Origin of the sequence: Salinicoccus jeotgali (genome assembly GCF_039538805.1) — a bacterium.
GTDB lineage: Bacteria > Bacillota > Bacilli > Staphylococcales > Salinicoccaceae > Salinicoccus > Salinicoccus jeotgali.
Map to the genome: position 1 here is coordinate 197,216 of NZ_BAABCK010000013.1, position 26,927 is coordinate 224,142.

At 45.6% G+C, this 26,927-nt stretch carries 22 protein-coding genes; 21 read left to right on the forward strand and 1 reads right to left on the reverse strand.

The genetic code is table 11. The features are described from left to right. Position 1: 1 nt before the first annotated feature. Genes rbfA through ABD734_RS03420 form a run of 3 tightly spaced genes read left to right on the forward strand, consistent with a single transcriptional unit; the run spans position 2 to position 2,242 of the window. Positions 2-337: a 30S ribosome-binding factor RbfA gene (gene rbfA / locus ABD734_RS03410; RefSeq protein ID WP_344701417.1), complete on the forward strand. Its 336-nt coding sequence runs from the start codon at positions 2-4 to the stop codon at positions 335-337. 49 nt (positions 338-386) lie between these two features. Then, positions 387-1,289, forward strand: coding sequence for a tRNA pseudouridine(55) synthase TruB (truB, locus tag ABD734_RS03415; RefSeq protein WP_344701419.1), 903 nt, complete (start codon positions 387-389; stop codon positions 1,287-1,289). A gap of 11 nt (positions 1,290-1,300) precedes the next feature. Next, on the forward strand, positions 1,301-2,242 hold the full coding sequence (locus ABD734_RS03420; protein WP_344701421.1) for a bifunctional riboflavin kinase/FAD synthetase: 942 nt from the start codon (positions 1,301-1,303) through the stop codon (positions 2,240-2,242). Between the two features lie 96 nt (positions 2,243-2,338). Here ABD734_RS03420 and ABD734_RS03425 read toward each other — a convergent pair whose 3' ends face one another. After that, positions 2,339-4,054, reverse strand: coding sequence for an IS1634 family transposase (locus tag ABD734_RS03425; protein ID WP_344701423.1), 1,716 nt, complete (start codon positions 4,052-4,054; stop codon positions 2,339-2,341). Positions 4,055-4,325: 271 nt separating this feature from the next. Between ABD734_RS03425 and rpsO the strand changes: the two genes are divergently transcribed. From rpsO to ABD734_RS03515, 18 genes are all read left to right on the forward strand, one after another. Beyond that, entirely contained in the window at positions 4,326-4,595 is a 270-nt protein-coding gene (gene rpsO / locus ABD734_RS03430; protein WP_344701425.1) for a 30S ribosomal protein S15, read from the forward strand. A gap of 105 nt (positions 4,596-4,700) precedes the next feature. Continuing rightward, entirely contained in the window at positions 4,701-6,812 is a 2,112-nt protein-coding gene (gene pnp / locus ABD734_RS03435; protein WP_344701427.1) for a polyribonucleotide nucleotidyltransferase, read from the forward strand. Positions 6,813-6,817: 5 nt separating this feature from the next. Beyond that, entirely contained in the window at positions 6,818-7,075 is a 258-nt protein-coding gene (locus tag ABD734_RS03440; RefSeq protein ID WP_344701429.1) for a hypothetical protein, read from the forward strand. A gap of 18 nt (positions 7,076-7,093) precedes the next feature. Beyond that, complete coding sequence (locus tag ABD734_RS03445; protein ID WP_344701431.1) at positions 7,094-8,776, forward strand: ribonuclease J; 1,683 nt, start codon at positions 7,094-7,096, stop codon at positions 8,774-8,776. 56 nt (positions 8,777-8,832) lie between these two features. Then, positions 8,833-11,259: a DNA translocase FtsK gene (locus ABD734_RS03450; protein WP_344701433.1), complete on the forward strand. Its 2,427-nt coding sequence runs from the start codon at positions 8,833-8,835 to the stop codon at positions 11,257-11,259. Positions 11,260-11,269: 10 nt separating this feature from the next. Next, positions 11,270-12,535 carry an EF-P 5-aminopentanol modification-associated protein YfmF gene (gene yfmF / locus ABD734_RS03455; RefSeq protein WP_344701434.1) on the forward strand — a complete coding sequence of 422 codons (1,266 nt, stop codon included), beginning with the start codon at positions 11,270-11,272 and terminating at the stop codon, positions 12,533-12,535. Beyond that, the gene (gene yfmH, locus ABD734_RS03460) at positions 12,522-13,805 is read left to right on the forward strand and encodes an EF-P 5-aminopentanol modification-associated protein YfmH (protein ID WP_344701436.1); all 1,284 of its coding nucleotides are present in this window, start codon (positions 12,522-12,524) and stop codon (positions 13,803-13,805) included. Before yfmF ends, yfmH begins: the two co-directional genes overlap by 14 nt. Beyond that, a complete protein-coding gene (locus ABD734_RS03465) occupies positions 13,798-14,481 on the forward strand; it encodes an SDR family NAD(P)-dependent oxidoreductase (protein ID WP_344701515.1) in 684 nt (227 codons plus the stop codon). Before yfmH ends, ABD734_RS03465 begins: the two co-directional genes overlap by 8 nt. Next, positions 14,478-15,308 (forward strand): DUF3388 domain-containing protein, encoded by an 831-nt coding sequence (locus ABD734_RS03470; RefSeq protein WP_344701438.1) that lies wholly within the window; start codon positions 14,478-14,480, stop codon positions 15,306-15,308. Before ABD734_RS03465 ends, ABD734_RS03470 begins: the two co-directional genes overlap by 4 nt. Before the next feature lie 10 nt (positions 15,309-15,318). After that, positions 15,319-16,164: a helix-turn-helix domain-containing protein gene (locus ABD734_RS03475; protein WP_344701440.1), complete on the forward strand. Its 846-nt coding sequence runs from the start codon at positions 15,319-15,321 to the stop codon at positions 16,162-16,164. Positions 16,165-16,168: 4 nt separating this feature from the next. Beyond that, on the forward strand, positions 16,169-16,753 hold the full coding sequence (gene pgsA / locus ABD734_RS03480; protein ID WP_344701442.1) for a CDP-diacylglycerol--glycerol-3-phosphate 3-phosphatidyltransferase: 585 nt from the start codon (positions 16,169-16,171) through the stop codon (positions 16,751-16,753). Between the two features lie 171 nt (positions 16,754-16,924). Beyond that, positions 16,925-17,977 carry a recombinase RecA gene (recA, locus tag ABD734_RS03485; protein ID WP_344701444.1) on the forward strand — a complete coding sequence of 351 codons (1,053 nt, stop codon included), beginning with the start codon at positions 16,925-16,927 and terminating at the stop codon, positions 17,975-17,977. 157 nt (positions 17,978-18,134) lie between these two features. After that, positions 18,135-19,694, forward strand: coding sequence for a ribonuclease Y (rny, locus tag ABD734_RS03490; RefSeq protein ID WP_344701446.1), 1,560 nt, complete (start codon positions 18,135-18,137; stop codon positions 19,692-19,694). A gap of 79 nt (positions 19,695-19,773) precedes the next feature. Then, positions 19,774-20,532 carry a TIGR00282 family metallophosphoesterase gene (locus ABD734_RS03495; protein ID WP_344701448.1) on the forward strand — a complete coding sequence of 253 codons (759 nt, stop codon included), beginning with the start codon at positions 19,774-19,776 and terminating at the stop codon, positions 20,530-20,532. Positions 20,533-20,631: 99 nt separating this feature from the next. Continuing rightward, the gene (locus ABD734_RS03500; protein WP_344701450.1) at positions 20,632-22,368 is read left to right on the forward strand and encodes a 2-oxoacid:acceptor oxidoreductase subunit alpha; all 1,737 of its coding nucleotides are present in this window, start codon (positions 20,632-20,634) and stop codon (positions 22,366-22,368) included. Continuing rightward, on the forward strand, positions 22,368-23,234 hold the full coding sequence (locus ABD734_RS03505; protein ID WP_344701452.1) for a 2-oxoacid:ferredoxin oxidoreductase subunit beta: 867 nt from the start codon (positions 22,368-22,370) through the stop codon (positions 23,232-23,234). Before ABD734_RS03500 ends, ABD734_RS03505 begins: the two co-directional genes overlap by 1 nt. Before the next feature lie 121 nt (positions 23,235-23,355). Continuing rightward, complete coding sequence (locus tag ABD734_RS03510) at positions 23,356-25,077, forward strand: ABC transporter ATP-binding protein (RefSeq protein ID WP_344701454.1); 1,722 nt, start codon at positions 23,356-23,358, stop codon at positions 25,075-25,077. Next, the gene (locus ABD734_RS03515) at positions 25,070-26,896 is read left to right on the forward strand and encodes an ABC transporter ATP-binding protein (RefSeq protein WP_344701455.1); all 1,827 of its coding nucleotides are present in this window, start codon (positions 25,070-25,072) and stop codon (positions 26,894-26,896) included. Before ABD734_RS03510 ends, ABD734_RS03515 begins: the two co-directional genes overlap by 8 nt. Positions 26,897-26,927 lie beyond the last annotated feature (31 nt).

Consider the following 26,927-nt stretch of genomic DNA (forward strand, 5'->3'; position numbering starts at 1 on the left):
TATGTCTAACAGACAAGAGCGAGTGGCTGAAGAAGTCAAGAAAGTCGTGAGCGAAGCGCTCCGGACGAAGGTTGCTGACCCGGATATAGGGATGGTGACGGTGACAGATGTTGAACTGACCAAAGAGATGGAAGTTGCGACTGTATACTTCACCTCACTCAACGATGACCGGGAAGCAGTACAGGCTGCACTCGGCCGAGCCAAAGGCCTGATCCGTTCGGAAGTGGCTAAGGAAATACCCATACGGAAGGCTCCTGAACTGGAGTTCAAGTATGATACTTCCATCGAGTATGGCAGCAAGATAGATGCACTGCTTAATGAAATAAAAGACAAATAAAACCTGGGGCCCCCCAGGTTTTTATTTATATACGGAGGTCTATACAACAATGCATGGTGTAATCCCGGTAAATAAGGACAAAGGACTGACCAGCCATGATGTGGTGATGCGTATGCGCAGAATCCTCGGCATGAAGAAAGTAGGACATACAGGGACGCTCGACCCTGAAGTGACTGGAGTGTTGCCCATCGTCGTCGGTGAGGGCACAAAACTGACTGAATACTTGCAGACAAAGAAAAAAAGCTACCGTGCGCGTGTGACTTTGGGCTATTCGACAGATACTGAAGATCAGACGGGACAGGTGGAGAACCGCAACGTGACTGACGGCATTACTGATGCAATGATCGATGAAGCGATAGTGACTTTCCAAGGAGATTATACGCAACGGGTGCCCAGGTATGCATCTGTCAAAATAAACGGAAAGAAACTGTATGAGTATGCACGTCAAGGCATAGAAGTGGAAAGGCCGTTAAGGACCGTCAGCATCTTTCAGATTTCACGTATAGGAACTATCGAGAGGGATAGTGGTCTCATCCACTTCGATATTGATGTAACGTGTTCGAAGGGGACCTATATACGTACATTGGCAGTAGACATTGGGAGAAGTCTCGAAACAGCGGCCCATATGTCTGCTCTGATCAGAACGGAATCATGCGGTATCACTTTGAATCAATCTGCAACCCTAGAGGAATTGAAGTCAGGGGATGCCGCAGCACATCTCATTCCAATCCGGAAGTTGATAGAAGAATTGCCGACTGTAGATATAGAAGATGAAAATTTCCTGAAAAAAATCCTGAATGGGCAAAAGGTGTATAAATCTGCTATTATGGAAATGGTAGAAGACAGGACTGACAAGGTTGTCTTCAGAAATGAAGGCAAAGTTATCGGCATCTACCATGACCATCCTGAAAAACAGGAAATGATGAAACCCTACAAAATGTTCAATTTATAAGAGGCGATGTAATGGAAACTATAAGATTGCACCATCCACAGGAAAAAGAAAATATGAATTTGCCGGCATCTGCTGCAGCTATCGGCTTTTTTGATGGGCTTCATAGAGGCCATCAGGATGTACTCGGCACGATGATCGCCAAAGCAGAAGAAAATGGTCTTAAGAAGGCCGTCATAACGTTCGACCCCCACCCATCGGTAGTATTGAATCCGAAAAAAAGACGGACGACCTATCTGACCCCGCTTGATGTCAAATTGGAGATGCTTGAGGATATGGGCGTGGATTATTGCTTTGTCATCAATTTTTCGAGCGCACTTGCGGGATTGTCCCCAGACACTTTCGTATTCCAGTACATAATCGACATGAATATCAAGGAAGTCATTGCAGGTTTCGATTTCACTTATGGTAGGTATGGTGCAGGAAACATCAGCACCCTATCTGAGTACGGGGCGTTCCATACGACAGGTGTTGAAAAACTGGCTGTCGATGGCGAAAAGATATCGACCACAAAGATCAGAAAAGATCTGCTTACGCATGAACTTGAAAGTGCCAATCATGCTTTAGGCCGTCCCTATGAGGTCAGAGGTGTAATCGTGCAAGGAGAGAAGAGGGGACGGACCATTGGCTTCCCGACTGCGAACATTGAGCCGGAGTACCGCTATCACCTACCTGCTAAAGGTGTGTACGCCGTGACGTTCAGGCTCGATAATGAGGAAACTGTATACAAGGGCGTCTGCAATGTAGGTGTCAAACCGACTTTCCACGATAACCTCGAGCGGGTGAGTGTAGAGGTGCACCTTTTTGATTTCGACCGCAGCGTCTACGGGGAAAATGCCACTGTACACTGGCATCATTTCATAAGAGAGGAAAGGAAATTCTCCGGAATCGATGAGCTCACTGATCATATATCCAGAGATAAACAAAAAGCGATTAAGCTGCTTGAAAACCTATAGCATTTAACGTATAATCTCATCTTTGACAGTGAAAACCGCCATGAGCACTGTGATTTCAGTGTTTATGGCGGTTTTAAATGACTCGAAAAAAGCGTACTATTTTGCTTTTTTGGTTTGTTTAAAAATTTTTTTCATATTTTTTTGAGTGACGATTTCCAAGTCAGTTCGGAAGCCGAATGCATCATGCAAAGCATCTGTAATTGTGGTTCGAGTATAGGCAGGTATGTATCCTTCGCCATCTAATTCTCGCATATTCATATTCCTCAAAGTACTGATTAATTCATGACATGTAAATCTTTCATCTAATTTTTTCTCTAAAATGCGATACATTAATAAAGATAGAAAACAAGTCAAAAAATGGACTTTTATGCGCGTTTCACGCTGTAAGTAAACGGGACGCGCCTGGAATTCACTTTTTAATATACGGAATGTCTCCTCAATCTCCCATCTCCTATAATTAATCTTGATGATCTCCTCCACAGAGGATTCCAGATTAGTACATACCGCGTAAAATCCATCATACATAGACTCCTCATCAATTTGAGCTTGATTCAGGGTTGCCTGTGTTTTGTCTGCTATTTCGCCATCATCTGTGACGTGTTTTGATTCAATGAAGCGCTTTGGATCATTTTGATTTGTTTTATTCAATGAACTTGGATGTTCCATTTTTTTCTTTGCGCGTTCTACCTGCTTTTCCCGAATTGATGACTGATACCTTTGATAAACAGGGGAGTATGTGACCATTAATTTCTGCTCTAATCCATTTTCTTTGATCCAGCGCTCTTTATAATACGTTTTCGTATCATTTTTGAGATGACGGATATCCTCTAAATTGATTTTTTTATGGCTTCCTGGTGTGCGCCAACCTTTGGGATCCAACGCCCATTCTTTCAAAAATTTCTTCAGCTTTTTAACCGATTGCGTGGTGACAAAGGCGCGTTTTCCTTTCGTATTATAGATTCGATTTTGATTGGATGAGAGACCGGCATCTGTACATACAATAAATTTAGAAAGGTCAAAGTCTTTTAAAATACGCCGTTCCAAAGGTTTCAGGGTAGTTTGTTCATTTCTATTTCCAGGTGTCATACTCAAAGCCAGCGGCAGTCCGGATCCATCCATGAACAGTCCCATTTGAACCAGAGGATTGGGTCGATTTTCTTTGGAACCCCCATATTGTTTGATCCCGTCTGCTTCCTCGATTTCAAAGAAAAAATTGGTGCAGTCATAATATAAAACTTGTGTGTTTCGATCCACCACTTGGCGGCTATTTTTATAGACCATTTCTTCGATGAAATCCGATTGTTCCGCAAGTATTTCAAGTGCCCGATAAATCTGATGGGATTGAAAATGCACTGGTTCAAGTAAGTCTTTCGCATGTTCAAATGTCCCTTTTTTAGAAGTCGGATGTAGAATACGTAAATACAAAAGACGTGATAGTATCTCATTGAGATCATATTCAAATTTATATTTTTGAGCGATTGTCTGACAGATTTTATCGAGTTTTAATTCGTAATACAGAGATTGTAAAAAAAGGTACCCCGAATGGAATAGTGTTTGTTTATTTAATTTGATTTGCTTGGTTGGACTATATTTGGCAATCACTTTATAGCTACTTTCTTTTTCTTCCTGCGTTAATTTTTTGGCGTATTCTTTTGCCCAGGTATAGGGATCAACATGAGGATGTTTTTCTAAAATGGCTTCATCGTTGCCTAAAGCTTCCACGATTTTTGAAGTTTTCTTTCCATTACGATACACATCCTTGATAACAGAATAAGACGTTGACCCTTTGGAAACACTTTTTTTAATGCGCACAAATATTCCTCCTTATACTGTTCCGATAGCTCTATTATACATTGGTACGAAATAGTACGCAATAATTTAAAGTGACATTTGACAAAAAAATAAAGCCACCAAAGGCTTTAAAGGCAATTTCTGCTTATGTAAGTGTCAAACTCCCGCGATTAAGCTGCTTGAAAACCTATAGCATTTAACGTATAATGAGCCAAGTGCCCTAATCTTGGCAGAGTGCAACTCCGGCATCTGCTCGGATAGCGGTGAACAATAAAAAAAGGAGGCGTTTTTAATGGCTATATCACAAGAACGCAAAAATGAACTGATACAAGAATACCGTACACACGAATCCGACACAGGATCTCCAGAAGTACAGATTGCAGTATTGACTGCTGAAATCACAACACTGAACGAACACCTGCGCATCCACAAGAAGGACCACCACTCAAGAAGAGGTCTTCTTAAAATGGTCGGCCGCAGGAAACATTTGCTGAACTACCTGCGTAAAAAAGACATACAGAGATACCGTGAACTCATCAAAAGACTCGGTCTCCGTCGCTAATAACAGCTTGAGCATATCCTTTGGATATGCTTTTTTTTATGTATATTCTCCATTAAAAGTGATATGATTGGATTAAGTAGCCTTACTAAGGAGAGAAGACAAATTATGACAGAAACAACGAAGAAAGTGTATGAAACAGAGTGGGGGGGACGCAAGCTGACAGTCGAATACGGCGAGCTTGCCAAACAAGCCAATGGTGCAGTGCTCATACGGTACGGCGAGACGGTCGTGCTTACCACCGCCACTGCTTCCAAGGAACCGAAAGATCTTCCTTTTTTCCCGCTGACAGTCGCATATGAGGAAAAGCTGTATGCTGCGGGTAAAATTCCTGGCGGATTCAACAAGCGTGAAGGTCGTCCAAGTGAGGAAGCGACACTCACAAGCCGCCTGATCGACCGTCCGATCAGACCGCTCTTCCCAGAAGGGTATAGGCATGACCTGCAAGTCATGTCCATAGTCCTCTCGGTAGACCCGGATGCTTCTCCTCAAATGGCGGCGATGCTTGGGTCATCCCTTGCACTTGGAGTCAGTGATATCCCCTTCAAGGGTCCTATAGCCGGAGTGACGATCGGCCGGATCGACGGGGAATTTATCATCAATCCATCGGTGGAGGAGCTTGATCGTTCTGACATCGACCTTCAAGTTGCCGGCACTAAGCATGCTGTCAACATGGTCGAAGCAGGCGCACGTGAAGTGTCTGAAGAGACGATGCTGAAAGCAATTATGTTCGGCCATGAAAGCATCAAGAAATTGGTCGCTTTCCAAGAAGAGATATTAGCGGAACTGGACATAGAGAAAACACCCTTTGAAGTACCGGAGCCGGACTTTGACCTGCAAAGCGACATGGAGGAGAAAGCGAAAACGATGGGTCTCTATGAAGCAATTCAGGATCCAGACAAAAAAGAGCGTGATGCGGCGATAAAAGCTGCCAAAGAGCGCATCCTAGAAACGCTGGATGAATCTGCCGAAGATTATGAAATCATTTACAAAGAAGCGGCTTCTATAGTAGAAACGCTCCTGAAGGATGAAGTGAGACGTCTCATCACAGAAGAGAAAATACGACCTGACGGCCGGCAACCATCTGAAATCCGTTCACTGGATTCACAGGCTGGCTTGCTGCCTCGTGCACACGGCTCAGGCTTATTCACCCGCGGCCAAACTCAAGCTTTATCCATATGTACGCTTGGCGCCCTTCGAGAACATCAGATTATAGATGGGCTCGGGGTCGACGAAAACAAACGTTTTATGCACCATTATAACTTCCCGAACTTCTCAGTAGGCGAAACTGGACCGATCAGAGGACCAGGTCGCCGCGAAATCGGTCATGGTGCACTTGGTGAACGTGCCCTTTATCAAGTGATACCGGATGAATCCGATTTTCCATACACAATCAGACTAGTGTCTGAAGTGCTGGAGTCCAACGGTTCAAGCTCACAGGCGTCAATCTGTGGCTCGACGCTTGCTCTGATGGATGCGGGTGTGCCTATAAAGGCGCCTGTGGCCGGCATTGCGATGGGGCTCGTCAAAAAGGACGATAACTACACAATCCTATCGGATATCCAGGGCATGGAAGATGCCCTTGGGGATATGGACTTCAAGGTTGCAGGTACAGAAAATGGCATTACAGCCATCCAAATGGACATTAAAATTGATGGACTGGATGAAGATATCCTGAGTGAGGCATTGGAGCAGGCAAGAGCAGGCCGTGCCGAAATTCTGGACAACATGCTTGCAACGTTAAGCGAACCACGTCAGGAGTTGAGCAAGTATGCTCCAAAAGTTGAAGTCATGCATATCAAGCCGGATAAGATCCGTGATGTGATCGGGCCAGGTGGTAAAAAAATCAATGAAATAATTGATGAAACCGGCGTCAAACTCGATATTGAGCAGGACGGAACGGTGCTGATCGGACATAGCGACCCTGAGATGATAGAGCGGACTAAAGAAATCATCAGAGAACTGACACGCGTTGCAGAAGTCGGTGAAGTCTACATGGGCGAAGTGAAACGCATTGAAAAGTTTGGGGCTTTTGTCGAACTGTTCAAAGGCAAAGATGCGCTTGTCCATATTTCACAGCTTGATACCAAACGCGTCGGCAAAGTGGAGGATGTCGTTAAGATGGGCGACAAATTCCTTGTGAAAGTAACGGAAATCGATAAACAGGGCCGCGTCAACGCGTCCCGCAAGGCACTGCTCGAAGATAACAAAGGAGAGTAACCGAATTGATTTTTAATAAAGTAGATATAAATGATTTGGAACATGAAGCCACCGGTCAACTGAGGATTAAAGATGACGATGGGGTGAAGATCATATTTACAGATCTGGCACTTGGCAACAAGCTTAGGGAGTTCCATACCAAAGATAAGCCAATCGACCATCTCATTCTGAAAAACAGCGATGAAACGCGCTATGATACAAAGAACGTAAAAGTATCCCATATCACAATAGATGGGAAGTTCTACCATGCCACATTCAAGTAGGCTATAGGAGGAAATATTTTGAACGGAGCTAAACAAGAAGCGAACACGGAAGCTAAAGTGAAAATCATACCACTCGGCGGTGTCGGTGAGATAGCCAAAAATATGTACGTCGTTGAAGTTGATGACGAAATGTTCATACTCGATGCAGGGTTGATGTTTCCGGAAGATGAAATGCTCGGTGTAGACATCGTCATTCCGGATATCACCTATGTACAAGAGAACAAACATAAGCTGAAAGGAATCTTCCTATCCCATGGGCACGAAGATTCCATCGGCGCAATACCGTATATCGTCGGGTCTTTAAACGCCCCAATTTATGGTTCCAAGTTAACCTTGGCGCTTGTAAAAGATCGTCTGAGGGCTAAAGGCGTCAATAAGAAAATCAAGTTCCATACGATAAACAGCCAATCACGCATGAAATTCAAAAATGCGGAAATGGTGTTTTTCGAAACAAGCCACAGCATCCCGGATTCATATGGGGTCAGTATAGAGACTAAATACGGTTCAATCGTCTATACTGGAGAATTCAAATTCGATCAGAGTTTGACGGGGGATTACAGCTACAATATGGGTAAGATGTACGATATTGCGAAAAAAGATGTGCTCGCTCTGATCAGTGATTCTACGGAAGCGGAAAAACGCGGCTATAACACACCAGAAAATGTGATTGAAGAACACATACTGGATGGATTTGCACGTGCACGAGGCAGAATCATCGTCTCCTGCTATGCTTCAAACTTTGTCCGTATACAACAAGTGCTGACGAATGCCGCAAAAAACCGCCGCAAGGTCTCTTTCCTCGGCCGCACATTGGAAAATTCCTTCAAGGTGGCCCGGAATCTTGGTTACTTCGATATCCCTGAAGGTCTTCTCGTGCCAAGCCATGAGATAGAAGACTACCCGGATAACGAAGTGGTCATCATCGCAACCGGTTCCCAAGGTGAACCGATTGAGGCATTGGGTACGATGTCCCGTGGCCAGCATGAAGTGACTAACATAAAAGAAGGGGATATCGTCTATATACTGACGACACCATCTTCCAATATGGAAGTGGTGCTGTACAGTACGATGAACGAACTGGTGAAGGCTGGTGCTGAAATAGCCACCCCGGAACAGAACATCCACGCTTCTGGCCATGGCTTGAGCGAAGAGCTGAAGATGATGCTTAATGTCATGAAACCGAAGCATTTCATCCCGGTCCAAGGTGAGTTCAAAATGCAGATTGCCCATGCAAAACTCGCCGCTGAAACCGGTGTCGCACCAGAGAATATATTCCTTCTCGAAAAAGGTGATGTCGTCAGCTACGACGGTAAACAGATGATCAGTGCGAATAAGGTGACTGCCGGCAATGTATTGATTGATGGCAGTGGCGTCGGCGATGTGGGTAACATTGTACTTCGTGATCGACGACTTTTAAGTGAAGATGGCATCTTCATAGCCGTAGTGACGATAGATCCCAAAAAACGGCAGATCATGGCCGGTCCGGAGATCCAATCCAGAGGCTTCGTCTACGTGAAGGAAAGTGAAGATCTTCTTAAGGAAGCGGAAGAACGCGTCCATAAGATCGTCTTGGATGCCCTTGATGAGAAGAAGATTGAGTGGAGTACATTAAAACAGAGCATACGAGATGATCTCGGTAAGCATCTGTATGATAGTACAAAACGCCGTCCGATGATCATCCCGATAATATCTGAAATATAAACCATCAATGAGACTGCCAGTTTTGGCAGTCTCATTGTAAATAGGGGGGAATGTCCATGGCCAGAAAGCCAAACAGAACTAAAAAGGCGGGTAGGGCCGTAAGAAAGAAAAAAGACAATAGAAGCTATTACTCCATTTCGGCATTTATCCTCATCGTACTTCTATTCATCACACTGTTCCAACTCGGCGCTGTAGGTACATATTTGGATGCTTTGTTTGCTTATCTTTTCGGAACGAGCCGGTACTTTACATACCTGATGCTGTTTCTTATGAGCATCTACTTGGCAGCAGAACAGAAATTGCCGCTTACACGCCGTATGGGGGGATACTTGCTGCTCCAATTCGGTCTGTTATTTTTATTCCATTCGCTACTGTATATTGTAGACAGGGCGAGCATTGAGAACTTCTATACTTTCAATGATACTCTGGAAACCATTCAAGTAGAGGGCATCCTGCATTTCTTCGGAGGTGGGATTATAGGGCAGATATTATTTGCCTTCTCTTCGACGGGCATTTCCCTGGTGGGAACTCTGTTGCTCGGCCTGATCTTCTTGTATTTCAGCTACTTGATGATCACTTCAAAAGATATCGAGCAATCCCTCTCCAACGATCTGGTCAAAACATCCAAAATGCTGAAAGCCACTGCCGAGAGGACTGCAGTGGGCATCGCACGCCTGTTCTCATTTGCTGTAGATCTGATTCAGAAAGGGTACAGCAAGCTGACCGACAAGCGTATCCAGAGCACTGGTCGACAGGCCAATAAATATGAAGGTGCAAAAGGTAAAGCAAAACCGCAGACGGAAACAAAACAAAGACCGAGACAACTGGAAGACTTCAGCGCCGATGAATCAATCATTGAGACCATGCATGAATACGAACATCAAGAAACCCAATCAGATGCTACAGATTCCGACAACAGCCACAATCAGCCAAAACCTTATGATGAAACAAAAGAGAAGGCTGCAACCTCACAGGAGGATTGGAGCAGAAAAGAACAGGATGTTTCAGAAGAAAGTGATGCTGAAGCGGAGGGTGATGGTGACTCTGATATTTCAACCTTCGACGACGATGAATTGGATCAATTGAAGCAGTATGAACTCCCTTCAATAACGATGTTGAAGGATGCGGAAGTATCAGAGACCGTAAGCAACAAAGAAGTCCTGAAACAAGGCAGGGTTTTGGAAGATACGCTGAAAAACTTCGGAGTCAATGCTAAAGTTTCAAAAATCCGTATCGGCCCAGCTGTGACCCAGTTTGAAATACAGCCGGACATCGGTGTGAAAGTCAGCAAGATCATCAATCTGCAAAATGATATCGCACTCAGCCTTGCTGCCAAGGATATAAGGATTGAAGCTCCGATACCCGGTAAATCGGCAGTTGGTATAGAAGTACCTAATTCTGTGATCAGCATGGTGACGCTGCGTGAAGTACTAAAACGTAAGACTTCCGATAATCCGCTGGAAGTGGCACTCGGGAAAGACATCTCAGGGAGTCCGGTCATGGCTGAACTCAATAAGATGCCCCACTTGCTGGTCGCAGGTGCGACGGGCAGTGGTAAATCAGTTTGCATAAACGGTATCATCCTGAGCATCTTGATGAACGCCAAACCACATGAAGTGAAATTGATGATGATCGACCCGAAGATGGTGGAGTTGAATGTCTATAACGGCATACCGCATCTATTGAGTCCGGTCGTAACGAATCCTCAAAAGGCTAGTGACGCCCTGAATCGGATCGTCAGCGAAATGGAACGGAGATATGATTTATTTTCCCATTCCAACACACGCAATATCGAGGCGTATAACCAATATCTGGAGCGTGAAAGCGAGACTCCGGAGAAGGTCCAGAAACTGCCTTATATCGTGGTTATCATTGATGAGTTGGCAGATCTTATGATGGTCGCCTCCAAAGAGGTTGAAGCTGCGATCACGCGCATCGCCCAGATGGCACGTGCAGCCGGCATCCACCTCATCATCGCAACCCAGAGGCCATCGGTCGACGTCATTACCGGTATCATCAAAGCGAATATACCGTCAAGGATTGCCTTTAGTGTAAGTTCACAGACTGATTCGAGAACCATCCTCGATTCGCAAGGGGCCGAAAAACTGTTGGGCCGTGGCGATATGCTGTATCTGCCTTCAGGGAAATCGAAACCAACACGTGTCCAGGGTGCTTTCCTCTCAGATGGCGAAGTTGGGGACATCGTACACTTCATTACAAGCCAGATGAAGGCCAACTATGAGAAATCGATCATGAATCAACCAGTACAGAAGGAACAAAAAGAATCTGAAGATGAACTCTATCCAGATGCCAAATGGTTTGTAATAGAGCAACAGCGTGCCAGCGCATCACTGCTCCAGCGTCAGTTCAGAGTCGGCTACAACAGGGCCGCAAGGCTGATTGATGATCTTGAAGGAAATGGTGTCATCGGCCCGAGCAGTGGCAGCAAGCCGCGTAATGTACTTATACAGAATGAAGAATAGGGAGTTTTCCATGTATACAGTGAATAAGAATCTATTGAATAATGTGCCATCAGTAATCGTAGAAACCGACAAATTCAAGACCATCACCATCCAACTGGTCTTCAGAAGCATATCAGAGCGTGAACGGGTGACGAAGCGGAATCTTCTTTCCCGCATGATGATAAAGCGGACCGACACTTTTTTAAAGGAAGCGGATCTCTTGAACTACCTCGCCCATCATTATGGTGCCCATCTCACCTCCAACACAGGACGAAAAGGGAGAGACCATACAGTAACCATCGGAATGGAGTTAGTGAACGATAAATTCATCTATGAAGATATGGATATCGTCGGCGAGATGTGCAAACTCCTAAACGAAGTATTGCGGTCGCCATTCAATTATGATGCGTCCGACGAGGACTTCTTCAATAAGGAGAAACGCCTGTACCGCAATCGTCTGAAAAGTATGAAGGACAATCGTGCCCAGGCAAGCTTCCAGGCCATGGTCAATCTAATGTTTGAAGAGGAGGACTACAAGTACTTTTCGTTTGGTGTCCTTGAAGATGTTGAATCCCTTACACTTGAAGATATCAAAGAAGAACATGCCCGCATGATGGCTGAAGATGAACTGAAGATTCTTGCAGTCGGAGCGGTAGATGAAGATATAGAAGATAAGCTTAACAAGATCCATCAGCGCGGAGCGCTCGTGGAACTCAAGCATCAGCCTTATCCGAACAAGACAATTGAACAGGTAAAGAGAGAAACGGACGCCCAAAAGATTGAACAGGCTAAACTGAACATGGGCTTCCGCGTTTCAGACCTGGATCTTCAGGAGAGGATGGCATTCAACGTCATGAATCAGATGTTCGGCGGTTCTGCCTCCTCACTGCTTTTCCAGAATATACGGGAGAAAATGAGCCTTGCCTATCAGATAAGCTCCCAAATCGACGTCCGTAACGGGTATATGTTCGTCATGGGTGGCGTAGATCCTAAAAATGTCAAAAAAGCCGAGTCCGCCATTCTGCGAGAACTCGAGACTCTGCAGCAGGGAGAATTCGATGATGAATTCGTAGAGGAAGTGAAACGTATGATGCGGGTCAACAGAAAAGAAGTGATGGATAAACCGAAAGGCCTGTTGGCGTTGGAGTACAATCGCATGCTTCAGGATGAGCACTCCTCTTCGTGGGAGGAACGTCTGGCGGCGGTTGATAGTGCCATGATAGCCGATGTCAGCAAAAGGGTTGCACTGGACACGGTCTATGTACTTACAAGGAGTGAAGAAGATGAACAAAATTGATTATCCGAAAATAGATGAGCAGGTCTACAAGCACGAGTGTGCCAATGGCCTGACTGTATTTATCATACCTAAACCAGGCTACAGCAAAAAGTTTGCAACATATACGACGAAATATGGTTCCATGGATGATCATTTCATCGTAGGTGGGGAAGAGTATAGAGTGCCGGACGGTATTGCCCATTTCCTTGAACATAAAATGTTCGAAAAGGAGGATGGTGATGTCTTCAATCTATTCTCCAAATGCGGTGCCAATGCTAATGCCTTCACTTCCTATGATCGCACGTCCTATCTTTTCAGTGCTACAGAATCATTCGATCAGAATCTGAAGCTGCTCATGGACATGGTTGAGCAGCCTTACTTCACTGAAGAGACAGTCGAAAAGGAAGTCGGCATCATCAATGAAGAGATCAAGATGTACCAGGATAATCCAGGATACAGGCTCTACTTTGAAACCCTCAATCAGATGTATCACAACTTGCCGGTCAAAGTCGATATAGCAGGTACTGAGGCATCAATCAGTAAGATTACCGCAGACCATCTCTTTTTATGCCACAAGACATTCTACCATCCTTCCAATATGGTGATGATACTCGTCGGTGATTTTGACATAGATGGATTAATCGATTATATTGATGCGCATCAGAATCGCCGGGAGATCGACCCACTCCCTAAACTTGAGAGGGTGCTCCCTTTGGAGCCTAGGGAGATCGTCAAGCGTAAAAACACATTGAAGATGGATGTTGAAGAAACCAAATCAATGATCGGCTTTAAGTACCATCAGGAAGATGACGACACCGAAAATCGCCTTAAGCGCGATCTGTCGATGATGTTCGCATTGGATATGGTCTTTGGGGAACAGTCAGATTTCTATTATGAGCTTATGGATAAAGGGCTCATAGACGATTCGTTCAATTTCAGCCACATTGAAGAAAGTGATTTTTCCCATGCCCTTTTCGCTACGAATACTGAAGAGCCAGATGCATTTGCTGCAGAAATCCGCAATATCATCGAATCGGTCAAAATGGGTGGCTTCTTTACAGAAGAGAAACTCATGAACCAGAAAAGGGAAGTGATAGGCGATTATCTGGCCAGCTTGAATTCTCCGGAGTATATCGCAAACCAATATACAAAATATTACCTGGATGGCTATGACCTCTACAAATTGCTTGAAGTAATCGAAGAAATCACCATCCAGGAAGTGGAGACCCACTTTATCGATGTCATGGATCCCGAATACATGGTAGAGTGTATATTGAAACGTGATGTCTAGATATGTCATAGTAGGCAGCACCGGAGATATCGGCAAAAAGCTCCATGAGCAGCTGTCGACTGAAGAGACCATCACTTTTTCCAGAGAGAAAGAGCCGGAATATGAAAGCACCCACCATTTCCTTGATCTTAGCCATGCGCAGGATAAGACGGTCATTGAAGGTTTCTTCAACGGGGTGGATGGCATTGATGGATTGATATGGTGTCCGGGGTATAGCTTATTCAGCCTGGTCCAGGACACCGCCCTCGATGAAGTCGACGCCCAGTACAACATATCCATTCGTAATCTTGTCGCCTTCATACAAGTGCTGCTGCCGAAACTCAGAAGAAAAAAAGGCAGAATCATCGTCATCACTTCCATCTGGGGGCGGCACGGAGCCAGTTATGAAAGTATATATGCTTCCATGAAAGGGGCTCAGGAAGCACTCATCAAATCTTTGGCGAAAGAATTGGCCCCAACCGGTGTAACGGTGAACGGAGTGGCACCAGGGATAGTTGAAGGTTCGATGACAGCACTACTTTCAGAGGCCGACCAGCACCATCTGCTGGAAGAACTGCCGCAGGCCTGCTACGTAAAACCAGCAGAAGTGATGCATGCTGTACAGTATCTGCTGCATGAAAATGCCCAATCTGTAACCGGTGAAATAATGAATGTTAACGGGGGATGGTATACATGAGTTCTACAGACAGCAATAAGACGAGATACCCAGAACGAAATATCGAACAATATATGGAATATGAAATCATCAATAACCGGCCAGGGCTGCTTGGGGATATCTCATCCCTACTCGGCAACCTCGGAATCAGCATCGACACCATAAATGGGGTAGAGAATGAAAGACGGGGTTTGCTGATCCGCACGGATGAGCTGAACAAATTGAAGCGTTTTGAACTGATGAGTGCGTATATCGACGACATCAATATTCTTAAAATAAGGAAGCCTCAAGTAAGGGATCGTCTGGCAGTACGGCATGGCCGCTTCATCAAAAGGGCCGAAGATGACAAGAAGATTTTCCGTTTCACACGGGAAGAGATCGGGATACTTGTCGATTTCCTGGCCGAACTGTTTAAGGAAGACGGTCATAAAATGATCGGCGTCCGAGGTATGCCCCGCGTCGGTAAAACGGAATCCATTGTTGCAGCCAGTGTGACCGCGAAGAAAAAATGGCTTTTCCTATCTTCGACCTTGATCAAGCAGACGGAGCGCACAACTCTCATTAAAGGGGAGTACGACCAGAGTAATGTCTTCATCATCGATGGTGCGGTTACGAACAAATCGACCAATGAAGAGCATAAAAGCCTCATCAGGGAAGTGATGCGCTTCCCGGCTGTAAAGGTCATAGAGCATCCGGATCTGTTTGTGGACGGCATGAATTATACTCTTGCCGATTATGACTACATCATAGAGCTTAGGGAAGATGAAGATCAGGAGATAACCTATGAAAAACATCAGAAACAACACTGGTTCCAAGATGAAGATATGAGCTTCTTCGGCGGGATGTAGGGAGGTTGCCATGAAACTTGGTACTTATTTAAAGGATAAAAGAGAAAAGGCAGGCATCACCCTGAAGGAGATGCAGGAGAAGTCGGGACTCAGGAAAGATATCATCCATATTATAGAAGCGGGGGACTTAAATGCCTTGCCAGAACCTAGACATGCAGAGTTCCTCATTCAACAATATGCAGATGCAGTTGGCTTGGACCATGATAAGCTAAAGGAGCGCTTCGCCAGTGACCTACCCGACGATGGTGATCTGAATGAGAAAAGAAGAAGCCATCCTGACGATGAGGAATATAAATATTTCAAGAGGACAATCATCGGATTCCTTGGCATCATTCTAAGCTTGTTTATAATTTGGATGGTCCTACTGCAGATTGGTTCTGAGGCGGATGTGTTTGAAGAGAAGCCAATCTACGATTTCGATGAAAAGACTGCCGCATCCAAAGAGCCTGAGGAAAATTCTGAAGAAGAGAAGGATACCGTTGATGAATCAAGTACGGAGGAGGCTACTGAAGAGGAGGACGAAACAGATGATGCGCAATCAACATCCGATTATACCTTCAACAGTTCAGATGGCGCCACCTTCTACTATGATATCAAAGTGTCTTCCCCCCTTGTGATTGGTCTATCTGGAGAGACGCCATCCTGGGTGACGCTGACGGATGACGCAGGCAATAATTATGCCTATGAGACATTATCCGAGGGAGAATTTGAAATCTCTGAAGAAGCCAATGTGCTGTATCTCACTTTAGGCGATGCAACGAATTTCAATGTGGAAATCGATGGAGAACGTCTGCAGAACCCTAAGCAGGGAGATGCGGTCACCGTATATTACGAATTCAATCTGATAAAGGAGTAGTATAATGAATATACCCAATCAGCTCACCGTCTTCAGAGTCATACTCATCCCAATCTTCCTCATTTTCATACTGATAGATTTCGGTTGGGGCAGCATTCAGGTCCTGGGCGGCGAGGAAGTTTCACTCAGCAGGTTCATTGCAGCGATAATATTCGTTATAGCCGCGCTGACGGATTTTCTTGATGGTTATCTTGCGAGGAAATGGAACCTGATCACCAATATGGGGAAATTCCTTGATCCATTAGCAGATAAATTGCTCGTTACTACAGGATTGATCGTCCTGGTAGAGCTGCAAGTGATATCTTCGTGGATCGCAGTCATCATAATAGCAAGAGAGTTCGCTGTAACCGGCCTAAGACTGCTTCAGATAGAGCAGGGTTATGTAAGTGCAGCGGGGCAACTTGGTAAGATAAAGACCGTATTCCAGATGATTGCCCTTGTAATGTTGCTTTTTGGTGATATGTTTACAGAATATACGCCATTTTCCCTTGGTATGACAGCAATGTACATCGCCGTCTTCTTCACCATCCTGTCTGGCGTCGAGTATTTCTACAAAGGCCGTGCGGTATTCAGTGGCAATGAAAAATGATGGCTGCAGCCCTTGTAGACTGTTATCAGCAATCTGAGCAGATGAATCTACAATACTCAATATACCGGGGATATTTGTGCAGAATCCGATGACTCACATACGAATATATGTTCGCATGGATTCGTGGATTATGTTATAATATATTATGAAATGAATTAATGGAGGGTAATTATGGACGAGAGACAAAAAGCGATAGATACAGTGATAAAAAATATGGAAAAGTCATTCGGCAAAGGCGCGGTCATGAAACTTGGGGACGATGCGGGACGCAAAGTGTCAACGGTTTCCTCAGGTTCCATCACACTGGATAAAGCACTTGGTGTAGGTGGCTACCCGAAAGGAAGAATCATAGAAATCTATGGTCCGGAATCTTCCGGTAAAACTACAGTGGCACTCCATGCCATTGCAGAAGCTCAAAAAAATGGCGGCATTGCAGCATTTATAGATGCTGAACACGCCTTGGATCCTGACTACGCCCAAAATCTCGGAGTCGATATAGAAAACTTGTATCTATCACAACCGGACACGGGGGAACAGGCCCTTGAAATAACGGAGGCATTCGTCAGAAGTGGCGCTGTTGACATAGTAGTCGTCGACTCGGTTGCGGCGTTGACGCCTAAAGCTGAAATTGAAGGCGAGATGGGTGACGCGCACGTGGGACTGCAGGCGCGCCTGATGTCCCAGGCGCTGAGAAAACTCTCCGGCGCCATTTCGAAAAGTAATACCACAGCGATGTTCATCAACCAGATCCGTGAAAAAGTCGGTGTCATGTTCGGTAATCCTGAAACGACATCAGGCGGCCGGGCACTTAAATTCTACAGTTCTGTCCGTCTGGAAGTAAGGCGTGCCGAACAGCTGAAGCTTGGTCAGGAGATTGTAGGTAACCGCACTAAGATCAAAGTTGTGAAAAACAAGGTCGCACCTCCTTTCCGTGTTGCAGAAGTCGATATAATGTATGGTAAAGGCATTTCAAAAACAGGCGAGATGATCGATCTTGGTGTCGAGTACGACATTGTAGAGAAAAGCGGTGCTTGGTATTCCTACGAAGGGGAGCGCCTTGGTCAAGGTAAAGAAAACGCCAAGGAACACCTTACGAATAATCCTGCCACCCTTGATGAGATTGAAAGGAAATTGCGTTCTGCACTTGGCTTTGGGGGCGAAGCTAAGGAAGAGGAAATCGAAGAGCCGGCAGAAGAAACCCTTTTTGAAGAAGATGAATCATAAAAAAACAAGCCTTCACAGAGCGCAAGTATCGGGATGCTAAATTGATATTCCTGGTGCTTGCGTTTTCGTATGATTATCTTTAGAATTGAATCTATATAATATTTGTTTCAATGTATTATATAATTGAGGAATAGAGCTTGTAGGAGAGGTGTTTATTATGGACATGATAGACATTTTCTTAATCTTGCTCGGTATTTTTCTAGGTGTTGTAATCGGATATTTTATTGTAAAAAATATTTTGACCAAAAAGCAGCAGGAGGCGCGTGTTTCCGCAGAACATATTATCAGTGAAGCGAATAAGCAGGCGGAGAACCTCAAAAAAGAGAAGTTGCTTGAGGCAAAAGAAGAGAACCAGAATCTCAAGGATGCATTTGAACGTGAATCCACTGAGAAGAAAGAGGAACTCAGATCTCAAGAATCCAGGCTTTTGAATAGAGAACAAGTGCTTGACAGAAAAAGTGAAGTGCTTGATAAAAAAGACGAAGCTCTGGAAGTGAAGGAAGCTAAAATTGAAGAAAAGCAGCAAATGGTTGATGCCGAGGATCAGAAGATTAAAGAAATTATCAGTCGACATGAAGAAGAACTGACCCGCATCTCCGGGCTCACCCGTGAAGAGGCACGCAAAGAAATTTTCGACGACGTGGAGCGTGAACTGTCACATGACATGGCTGTCATGGTCAAGGAGAAAGAGAACGAGATGAAGCTTGATGTGGATAAGAAGGCAAAAGAACTTCTTGCATCCACCGCCCAGCGTTACGCTGCGGAATATACGAGCGAATCGACAGTATCAGTAGTAACTCTGCCGAATGATGAAATGAAAGGCAGGATCATCGGCCGTGAAGGGCGCAACATCCGGACGCTTGAAACGCTGACGGGTGTCGATCTCATAATCGATGACACGCCTGAAGCAGTCATCCTCTCAGGATTCGATCCGATTCGTAGGGCCATCGCCAAAAATGCATTGGAAGCCCTTGTACAGGACGGTAGGATCCATCCAGGCCGCATCGAAGAGATGGTCGATAAGGCGAGACGCAACATGGAGACGAGCATTCGTGATGCAGGTGAGGCAGCTGCATTCGAACTGGATATCCACAATCTCCATCCAGAGCTTATCAAGCACCTTGGCAAGATGAAATATCGACTCAGTTATGGACAGAATGTGCTTAAGCACTCTGTTGAGGTGGGTTATCTTGCAGGTATGCTTGCCAGCGAATTGGGAGAAGATGTCCAGCTCGCCAAACGTGCCGGCCTGCTGCATGATATCGGCAAGGCCATCGACCACGAAATGGACGGCAGCCACGTTGAAATTGGCGTTCAGCTCGGAAAGCGTTATAAGGAACCTGACACAGTCATCAATGCCATCCACTCCCATCATGGTGATGTGGAACCGACAAGCATCATTTCAATCCTTGTCGCTGCAGCGGATGCACTGAGTGCTGCACGCCCGGGTGCACGTAGAGAAACACTTGAGAACTATGTCAAACGCCTTGAAAGGCTTGAATCGATTGCAGAAGGCTATGAGGGCGTTGAAAAGACATTCGCCATTCAAGCTGGTCGTGAAATCCGGGTGATGGTGAAACCGGATGAATTGGATGACTTGAAAGCACACCGTCTAGCGCGGGACATCAAGAAGCAGATTGAAGAAGAACTTCAATATCCAGGACACATCAAAGTAACGGTCGTCCGTGAAATGCGAGCAGTCGAGTATGCAAAATAAAGAGGCCAGCAGGCATGCCTGCTGGTCTTTTCTATTACCATGACCAAAAATATAAAATGGATTAAAGGATGGATCTATAATGCGAATACTATTCATTGGAGATATTGTGGGAAAAGTAGGGCGACGGATGCTGAATGCGCACCTGCTTGATCTAAAAAGGCAGCATGGCGCTCAAGTGGCCATTGTGAATGGTGAAAATGCCGCGCATGGCAAAGGTATTACCGAGAAGATATATAAGGAATTATTGACGGCGGGTGCTGATTTCATTACTTTAGGCAATCATGCATTCGCCAAAAGGGAAATCTACCCATTTCTTGAGGGTGATGTGCGTATGGTACGTCCGGCAAACTTTCCGGAAGGTGCCCCGGGCAAAGGACACGGAGTCATCAACGTGAACGGTAAGATGCTTCAGATCATCAATCTCCAGGCCAGAAGCTTCATGGATCCGATAGACTGTCCATTCAAAAAGGCGGATGAAATACTGAAACATTCGGAAGCGGATGAGATATTCGTCGATTTCCATAGTGAGACGACAAGTGAGAGCCTCGCCATGGGACATTACCTGGACGGCAGGGTAGGTGCTGTAGTCGGCACCCACACGCATGTACAGACAAATGATGAACAAGTATTGCCGCAGGGTACGAAATATATTACCGATGTCGGGATGACTGGTTTCAAAGACGGAATCCTCGGGATACGCAAAGAAGAAGTCATCGAACGGTTCATCCATCAAATGCCCGTCAGGCATAACGTCCCTGAAGAAGGGGCGGGGATACTATCCGGTGTCATCATTGATACGAAGATGAATAAAATCAGTAAGATACGTATTGAGGAATAGGCTCATCCGATAGACTGATTTTCATCGCATAACCATCATGAAGATCGAAAAACATGCCGTATTTTGGTATATTAGCATAAGGACAAGGAGGCAATGTTTATGAAAGAGCAATTGTCATGGAAAGTCGGCGGGCAGCAAGGTGAGGGCATCGAGTCGACCGGAGAGATCTTTTCAACAACCCTAAACAGGATGGGATACCATCTATATAGCTACAGACATTTTTCAAGCCGTATAAAAGGCGGCCATACAAATAATAATGTGAGAATATCGACTAAAGAAGTTCGAGCAGTGAGCGACCATACGAATATACTGGTCGCCTTCGACCAGCAGACCATAGATTTGAACAGTCATGAACTCGTTCAGGGCGGGATTGTGCTTGCAGACAGCAAGTTCGATCCAAAAAAGGAAGAGGATTTGGATATCCAACTCATATCAATTCCATTTACAGCCACTGCCAAGAAGCTTGGCAGTCAGCTGATGAAGAACATGGTGGCGGTGGGTGCAAGTGCGCGCCTGATGAATCTTGAGCTGCAGCCATTCAAAGATATGATCTATACAATGTTCATCCGTAAGGGCGAACAGATTGTAGAAAGCAATAATCAGGCAATATTGGCCGGATACAACTTGATGGATGAGCAGATGCCTGACATTGACGGAGATTTTGAACTGGAGCCTACAGATGGCGAAAGTCAGCTTTTCCTGATCGGCAATGATGCCATCAGTTTTGGCGCACTCAATGCCGGCGTGCGTTTCATGGCTGCCTACCCGATCACTCCAGCGAGTGAAATCATGGAATATATGATAGACAACCTCCCGAAACTCGGCGGTACCGTAATCCAGACTGAAGATGAGATTTCAGCAGTGACTATGGCGATTGGTTCAAACTATGCCGGCGCGAGAAGTTTCACTTCTTCAGCTGGACCGGGCCTGTCGCTGATGATGGAATCAATCGGCCTATCGGGTATGACTGAAACGCCACTCGTCATAGTTGACACGATGCGCGGGGGGCCGTCGACCGGTCTTCCGACGAAGCAGGAGCAGTCAGACCTGATGCAGATGATATATGGCACGCACGGAGACATCCCCAAAATCGTACTGGCTCCGTCCGACGTGGAAGATGCGTTCTATACGACGATGGAAGCATTCAACCTGGCTGAATATTATCAGGTGCCGGTCATACTGCTTTCCGACCTTCAGATGTCCCTCGGCAAACAGTCTTCACGGCCATTTGACCAGTCCCGTGTCGAAATAAACAGGGGCAAGACAATTACAGAAGAAATCGATAATGATGAGGATTATTTTGAGCGCTACAGTGATGAGGAGGACGGCATTTCGCCGCGTCCGATACCAGGCGTCAAAGGCGGTATCCACCATGTCACCGGTGTAGAACACAGTACGGTCGGGACACCTAACGAGGGTGCAGAGAACCGCATGACCCAAATGGACAAGCGAATGAGGAAGCTGAAAGACTTTACAATGGATGAACCATTCAAAGTGCACGGTGGAATCGAAAGCGACCTGCTCATAATCAGCATTCTGAGCGTCAACGGCGTGGTCAATGAAGCTGCCGAGAGGATAGATGCAGACATCACCACCATCAGCCTGAAGCAGATTCATCCATTCCCAGCGAAACTCCTCAAGCCTTATCTTGATGGGGCGAAAGATATTCTCGTGATTGAGCACAACTATAGTGGTCAACTCCATAGTATCCTGAAGATGAACTATTATGGCCATGACCGTATGAATTCCCATGTAAAATATGATGGGACCCCTTTTAAGCCTGATGAGATTGAAGCACATATCAATTCGATTCTGAAAATAAAGGAAGTTATGTAATGGCGACATTTAAAGATTTTAGAAATAATATCAAACCAAACTGGTGTCCAGGATGCGGAGATTTCAGTGTCCAGGCAGCCATCCAGAAAGCGTGTGCGGCCAACGGACTTGAACCTGATGAACTTGCTGTCATAACAGGGATAGGATGTAGTGGACGTTTGAGCGGATATATCAAGTCCTATGGTTTCCACGCAACCCATGGACGCAGTCTGCCTGTAGCACAAGGTGTCAAAATGGCGAATGATGAACTGACGGTGATTGCTGCCGGCGGTGACGGTGATGGTTTTGCCATCGGCATGGGCCACACTGTGCATGCATTGAAACGCAATATCGATATCACATACATCGTCATGGATAATCAGGTCTACGGTCTGACTAAAGGGCAGACATCGCCTTCTTCCGGCAAAGGTTTCGTTACGAAGACGACGCCGGACGGCTCGAAGGAAGATCCGATCCAGCCGATACGGACTGCCATGGCCAGCGGTGCGACATTTGTGGCACAGAGCGTCAGCTCAGACATCAAACAGCTGACTGCCATCATCCAGCAGGCAATGGACCACAAAGGATTCAGCTTCGTCAACGTATTCAGCCCGTGTGTCACATACAATAAGGTGAACACTTATGATTGGTTCAAAGAGAACCTGGTGGCTGTAGAAGATTTGGATGATTACGATCATACGGACGCAGAAAATGCAATGCAGCATGTCATGGCGAATAATGGCCTTCTTAAAGGGATCATCTACCATGACGCGGAATCAAAATCCTATCAGGAAAACATAGAAGGCTATCTCGATCAGCCTCTTGTCAAAAGGGATATGACGCTTGAAGATGAAACATTCGATGAGCTGATGGCGGCATTCCGATAAGTTGATGCATTCGAAGCAGATGTGCTTCGAATGCATTTTTATTTAGACTGTCAAAATAGATTGAATTATGTCATAATTACTATAATACTTCGGTAATCGAAAGAAAAAAGGGTGGAAGAAATTGCTGACAGTCTATAAATTCGCATTGAAATATAAGTGGTTCATGGCCATTGCCCTCTTCTTTATGCTGATAGAGTTGACGGTTGAACTCACTCAACCCTATCTGATATCCAAGGTCATAGATGATGGGATTGTGGCAGAAAGCATCGACACTGTGTGGTTCTACCTGATCGTCATGTTCGCCATCAGTATGGTGGCGTTTATAAGCGGGATAATGAACTCCCTCTTTGCAAGTCATGTGGCAAACAGTTTCAGCTATGACCTGCGCACAGCACTTTTTCGACGGGTCCAATATTTTACACTGGCGACATTGTCCAAATTTCCAACCTCGAGCCTCATTACGCGTATGACCCAGGATGTATTGCAGTCTGAGATGCTGCTGTATATGTCATTGAGGGTGATCATCAAGGCACCATTGCTTGTTGTCGGTTCCCTCATCATGTCTTTTGTCGTCAACCCGACGCTTGGATTCTATCTCTCCTTTCTTACACCTCTCCTTCTTATCTTCTTGATTTTTACAGCGAGAAAAGGTGGACAGATATTCTTAAGGGTCCAAAAACGGCTGGATAAGATAAACCGGTTCATCCAGCAGAATCTAGAAGCTGTAAGGCTGATCAAGGCAAACGACCGTGCCGATTTTGAGATCAGCAAATTCAGCAAAGTGGCAGGGCGCCTGCGCGACGATACCATATATGCCCTGAGATTGATGGAATCCATCATGCCAGTGCTCCTCCTCATCATCAACGGCAGTCTGCTAGTCGTACTTTGGATGGCCTCAGATCTTTTGCAGAACAATACCATCCAAGTGGGTGAAGTGGTGGCCGTAGTAAACTATGCATTAAGGATGCAAGGCGGATTTTCAATGTTTGCATTCATCATCATCGCCTTCAGCCGCTCCAAAGCTTCGAGCGACCGCATGGAAGAAGTGCTGAAATCCCCAATCAGCATAAATGATAATGCAGAGATCGTTAAAGAAAACCAGGCAGGGTCGGTTAAATTCGAAGGAGTCTCTTTCAAATACCCAGGTTCTTCCCGCTACGTGTTGCGCGATATCAGTTTTGAAGTCCGTGAAAAAGAGAAATTTATCATCATGGGCGGGACCGGCTCAGGAAAAAGCACGCTGCTCAGCCTGATACCTAAAATGTATGAGACAGAGGAAGGTAACATCTACATCAACGGACGGGACATCAAAGAATGGAATGAAGAAGACCTAAGACAGGCCATCGGATATGTCCCACAATCAGCGGTGCTCTTCTCGGGAAGTATATTCGAGAATCTGCTGTGGGGTGACTTGGAAGCATTGGAATCCGATATCTTCACATCAACCCAAAAAGCCCAGATCCATAATTCCATCGAATCGTTCGATCATCGTTATGATACAAGAGTCGGACAAAGGGGCGTAACATTGTCTGGTGGACAGAAGCAGCGGCTGTCGATAGCGCGTGCACTTGTCAGGAAGCCAGGGATACTTATATTGGATGACAGCACTTCAGCGCTTGATATAAGAACGGAATCTGCCCTTTGGGAAGCGATCAGGGAAGAAGAAACCACCCAGATCATCGTGACGCAGAAGATAGTCACCGCTAAGATGGCAGATCGTATTCTGCTGCTTGAGGGCGGGAAGATCAATGCGCTCGGTTCGCACGAAGAACTGCTGCAGCAGTCCGACTTGTACCGTTCAATAGTGGAATCACAGACGGAAGGAGGGCAATTGGATGATTGATTTCATAAAGAAACCGTTTGGACACGAACCTGTCCTCACTAAGGAAGAAATCAAAAATAAGAAGAATAAAGACGATCAGCGTCGTGCCAACGATATTTCTGGCACCTTGAAAAGGCTCTGGAAATTTATCTCGGAAGAGCGTAAGCTTCTCTATTCGATCATCTTCCTGGTGACCTTGACGAGTCTGCTCAGCATTACCGGTCCGTTCCTTGTTGGCTATATCGTAGACAATTATTTCGTACCGCGTGAGTTTGACGGGCTCGGCCGCATATTGATTTTTCTCCTTGTCATCTATATACTGCTCTCCTCCATACAGTACACAGCGGCTTTCTTCATGGTGGGCTTGTCTCAGAGGACGATATACAAACTGCGCTCGCGGCTGTTTTCGCACATGCAGAAGCTCCCCGTAAGATTTTTTGATAAGAGGCAGCATGGCGAGCTGATGAGCCGGATGACAAACGACATCGAAACTATTTCCCAGACGTTGAACACTTCATTTATCCAGTTTACGACAAGTGTCGTGACTTTGATTGGTACAATCAGTGTAATGCTTTATCTCAGTCCACTGTTGACGTTATTGACGGTCACGATCATACCGATATTGATTGTGGCAGTGGCATTCATCACAAAGCGGACGGGGCCGCTTTATAAAAAAAGGCAGAGGGCCACGGGTGAAATGAATGGTTATATCGAAGAGATGGTATCCGGTCAGGAAATCGTTAAAGTATTCTCCCAAGAAGAAACGGCCATACGCAATTTCAGCGAGAAGGCTGCGAACTTAAGGGAAATCACTTTTTGGGCCTTCCTCTATGCAGGTTTGATTCCAAAGATCATGAACATGCTGAATAATGTCAGCTTTACGATTGTTGCCGGGGCCGGTGGCCTGCTCGTGTTCTATACAGATGGGCTTGTGACCATCGGGACGATTGTGGTCTTTGCTGAATATGCCCGCCAATTCACACGGCCTCTGGCTGACCTTTCGAATCAGTTTAACCAAGTGCTGTCGGCTCTTGCCGGAGCAGAGCGGGTTTTTGGGATCATCGATTCTGAAACTGAAACAGATAGAGGGCATCTTGAGGATGTGACGATCCGCGGAGAAATAGAATTTGACGACGTCTCATTCTCTTATGATGCTGATCAAGAGAAGCCAACGATCAATCATCTGAGCTTCAAGATCGATGCCGGTGAATCGGTCGCGCTCATAGGTTCAACTGGTGCAGGCAAGACGACGGTAATGCAGCTGCTTGCCCGTTTCTACGAGACGGACAAAGGTGAAATCCGTATCGATGACCGGAACATATTGGATTATAAACGTACAGCAGTGCGTTCACAGACAGCTTTTGTGCTTCAGGATCCATACCTGTTCGAGGCGACGATCCGCGAAAATATACGATATGGTAAATTGGATGCGACAGATGATGAGGTCATTGAAGCGGCAAAATTGGCTAATGCCCATGAGTTCATCATAGAGCTTGAGAATGGCTATGATACTGTGCTCGAGGCTGATGAGGGCTTCGTCTCACAAGGACAGAAACAACTCATTTCCATAGCGAGAGCACTGATAACTGATCCGGCGATACTGTTGCTTGATGAGGCGACGAGCAGCATAGACACGGTTACGGAACTGAAGATCCAGGAGGCGCTTGAACGATTGATGAAGGACCGTACAAGCATCATCATCGCGCATAGATTGAATACAATCAAAGCCGTGGACCGTATATTCGTCATGGAACTCGGTGAACTCGTTGAAAGCGGCAGTGAAGAAGAACTGCTTAAAGCGGGTGGTAAATATCATCAAATGATTGCGGACAATAACTGATTTTACAAAAGTCTGAGAATACGCTATCATG

What these genes read in the sequence shown, in the direction of transcription:
- rpsO (WP_344701425.1), top strand. Translation starts at nt 4,326, where the DNA reads ATGGCTATATCACAAGAACGCAAAAATGAACTGATACAAGAATACCGT.
- ABD734_RS03420 (WP_344701421.1), top strand. Translation starts at nt 1,301, where the DNA reads ATGGAAACTATAAGATTGCACCATCCACAGGAAAAAGAAAATATGAAT.
- ABD734_RS03505 (WP_344701452.1), top strand. Translation starts at nt 22,368, where the DNA reads ATGGCGACATTTAAAGATTTTAGAAATAATATCAAACCAAACTGGTGT.
- rny (WP_344701446.1), top strand. Translation starts at nt 18,135, where the DNA reads ATGGACATGATAGACATTTTCTTAATCTTGCTCGGTATTTTTCTAGGT.
- yfmF (WP_344701434.1), top strand. Translation starts at nt 11,270, where the DNA reads ATGTATACAGTGAATAAGAATCTATTGAATAATGTGCCATCAGTAATC.
- recA (WP_344701444.1), top strand. Translation starts at nt 16,925, where the DNA reads ATGGACGAGAGACAAAAAGCGATAGATACAGTGATAAAAAATATGGAA.
- ABD734_RS03470 (WP_344701438.1), top strand. Translation starts at nt 14,478, where the DNA reads ATGAGTTCTACAGACAGCAATAAGACGAGATACCCAGAACGAAATATC.
- pnp (WP_344701427.1), top strand. Translation starts at nt 4,701, where the DNA reads ATGACAGAAACAACGAAGAAAGTGTATGAAACAGAGTGGGGGGGACGC.
- ABD734_RS03500 (WP_344701450.1), top strand. Translation starts at nt 20,632, where the DNA reads ATGAAAGAGCAATTGTCATGGAAAGTCGGCGGGCAGCAAGGTGAGGGC.
- ABD734_RS03465 (WP_344701515.1), top strand. Translation starts at nt 13,798, where the DNA reads ATGTCTAGATATGTCATAGTAGGCAGCACCGGAGATATCGGCAAAAAG.
- ABD734_RS03495 (WP_344701448.1), top strand. Translation starts at nt 19,774, where the DNA reads ATGCGAATACTATTCATTGGAGATATTGTGGGAAAAGTAGGGCGACGG.
- rbfA (WP_344701417.1), top strand. Translation starts at nt 2, where the DNA reads ATGTCTAACAGACAAGAGCGAGTGGCTGAAGAAGTCAAGAAAGTCGTG.
- ABD734_RS03515 (WP_344701455.1), top strand. Translation starts at nt 25,070, where the DNA reads ATGATTGATTTCATAAAGAAACCGTTTGGACACGAACCTGTCCTCACT.
- truB (WP_344701419.1), top strand. Translation starts at nt 387, where the DNA reads ATGCATGGTGTAATCCCGGTAAATAAGGACAAAGGACTGACCAGCCAT.
- ABD734_RS03450 (WP_344701433.1), top strand. Translation starts at nt 8,833, where the DNA reads ATGGCCAGAAAGCCAAACAGAACTAAAAAGGCGGGTAGGGCCGTAAGA.
- ABD734_RS03475 (WP_344701440.1), top strand. Translation starts at nt 15,319, where the DNA reads ATGAAACTTGGTACTTATTTAAAGGATAAAAGAGAAAAGGCAGGCATC.
- pgsA (WP_344701442.1), top strand. Translation starts at nt 16,169, where the DNA reads ATGAATATACCCAATCAGCTCACCGTCTTCAGAGTCATACTCATCCCA.
- yfmH (WP_344701436.1), top strand. Translation starts at nt 12,522, where the DNA reads ATGAACAAAATTGATTATCCGAAAATAGATGAGCAGGTCTACAAGCAC.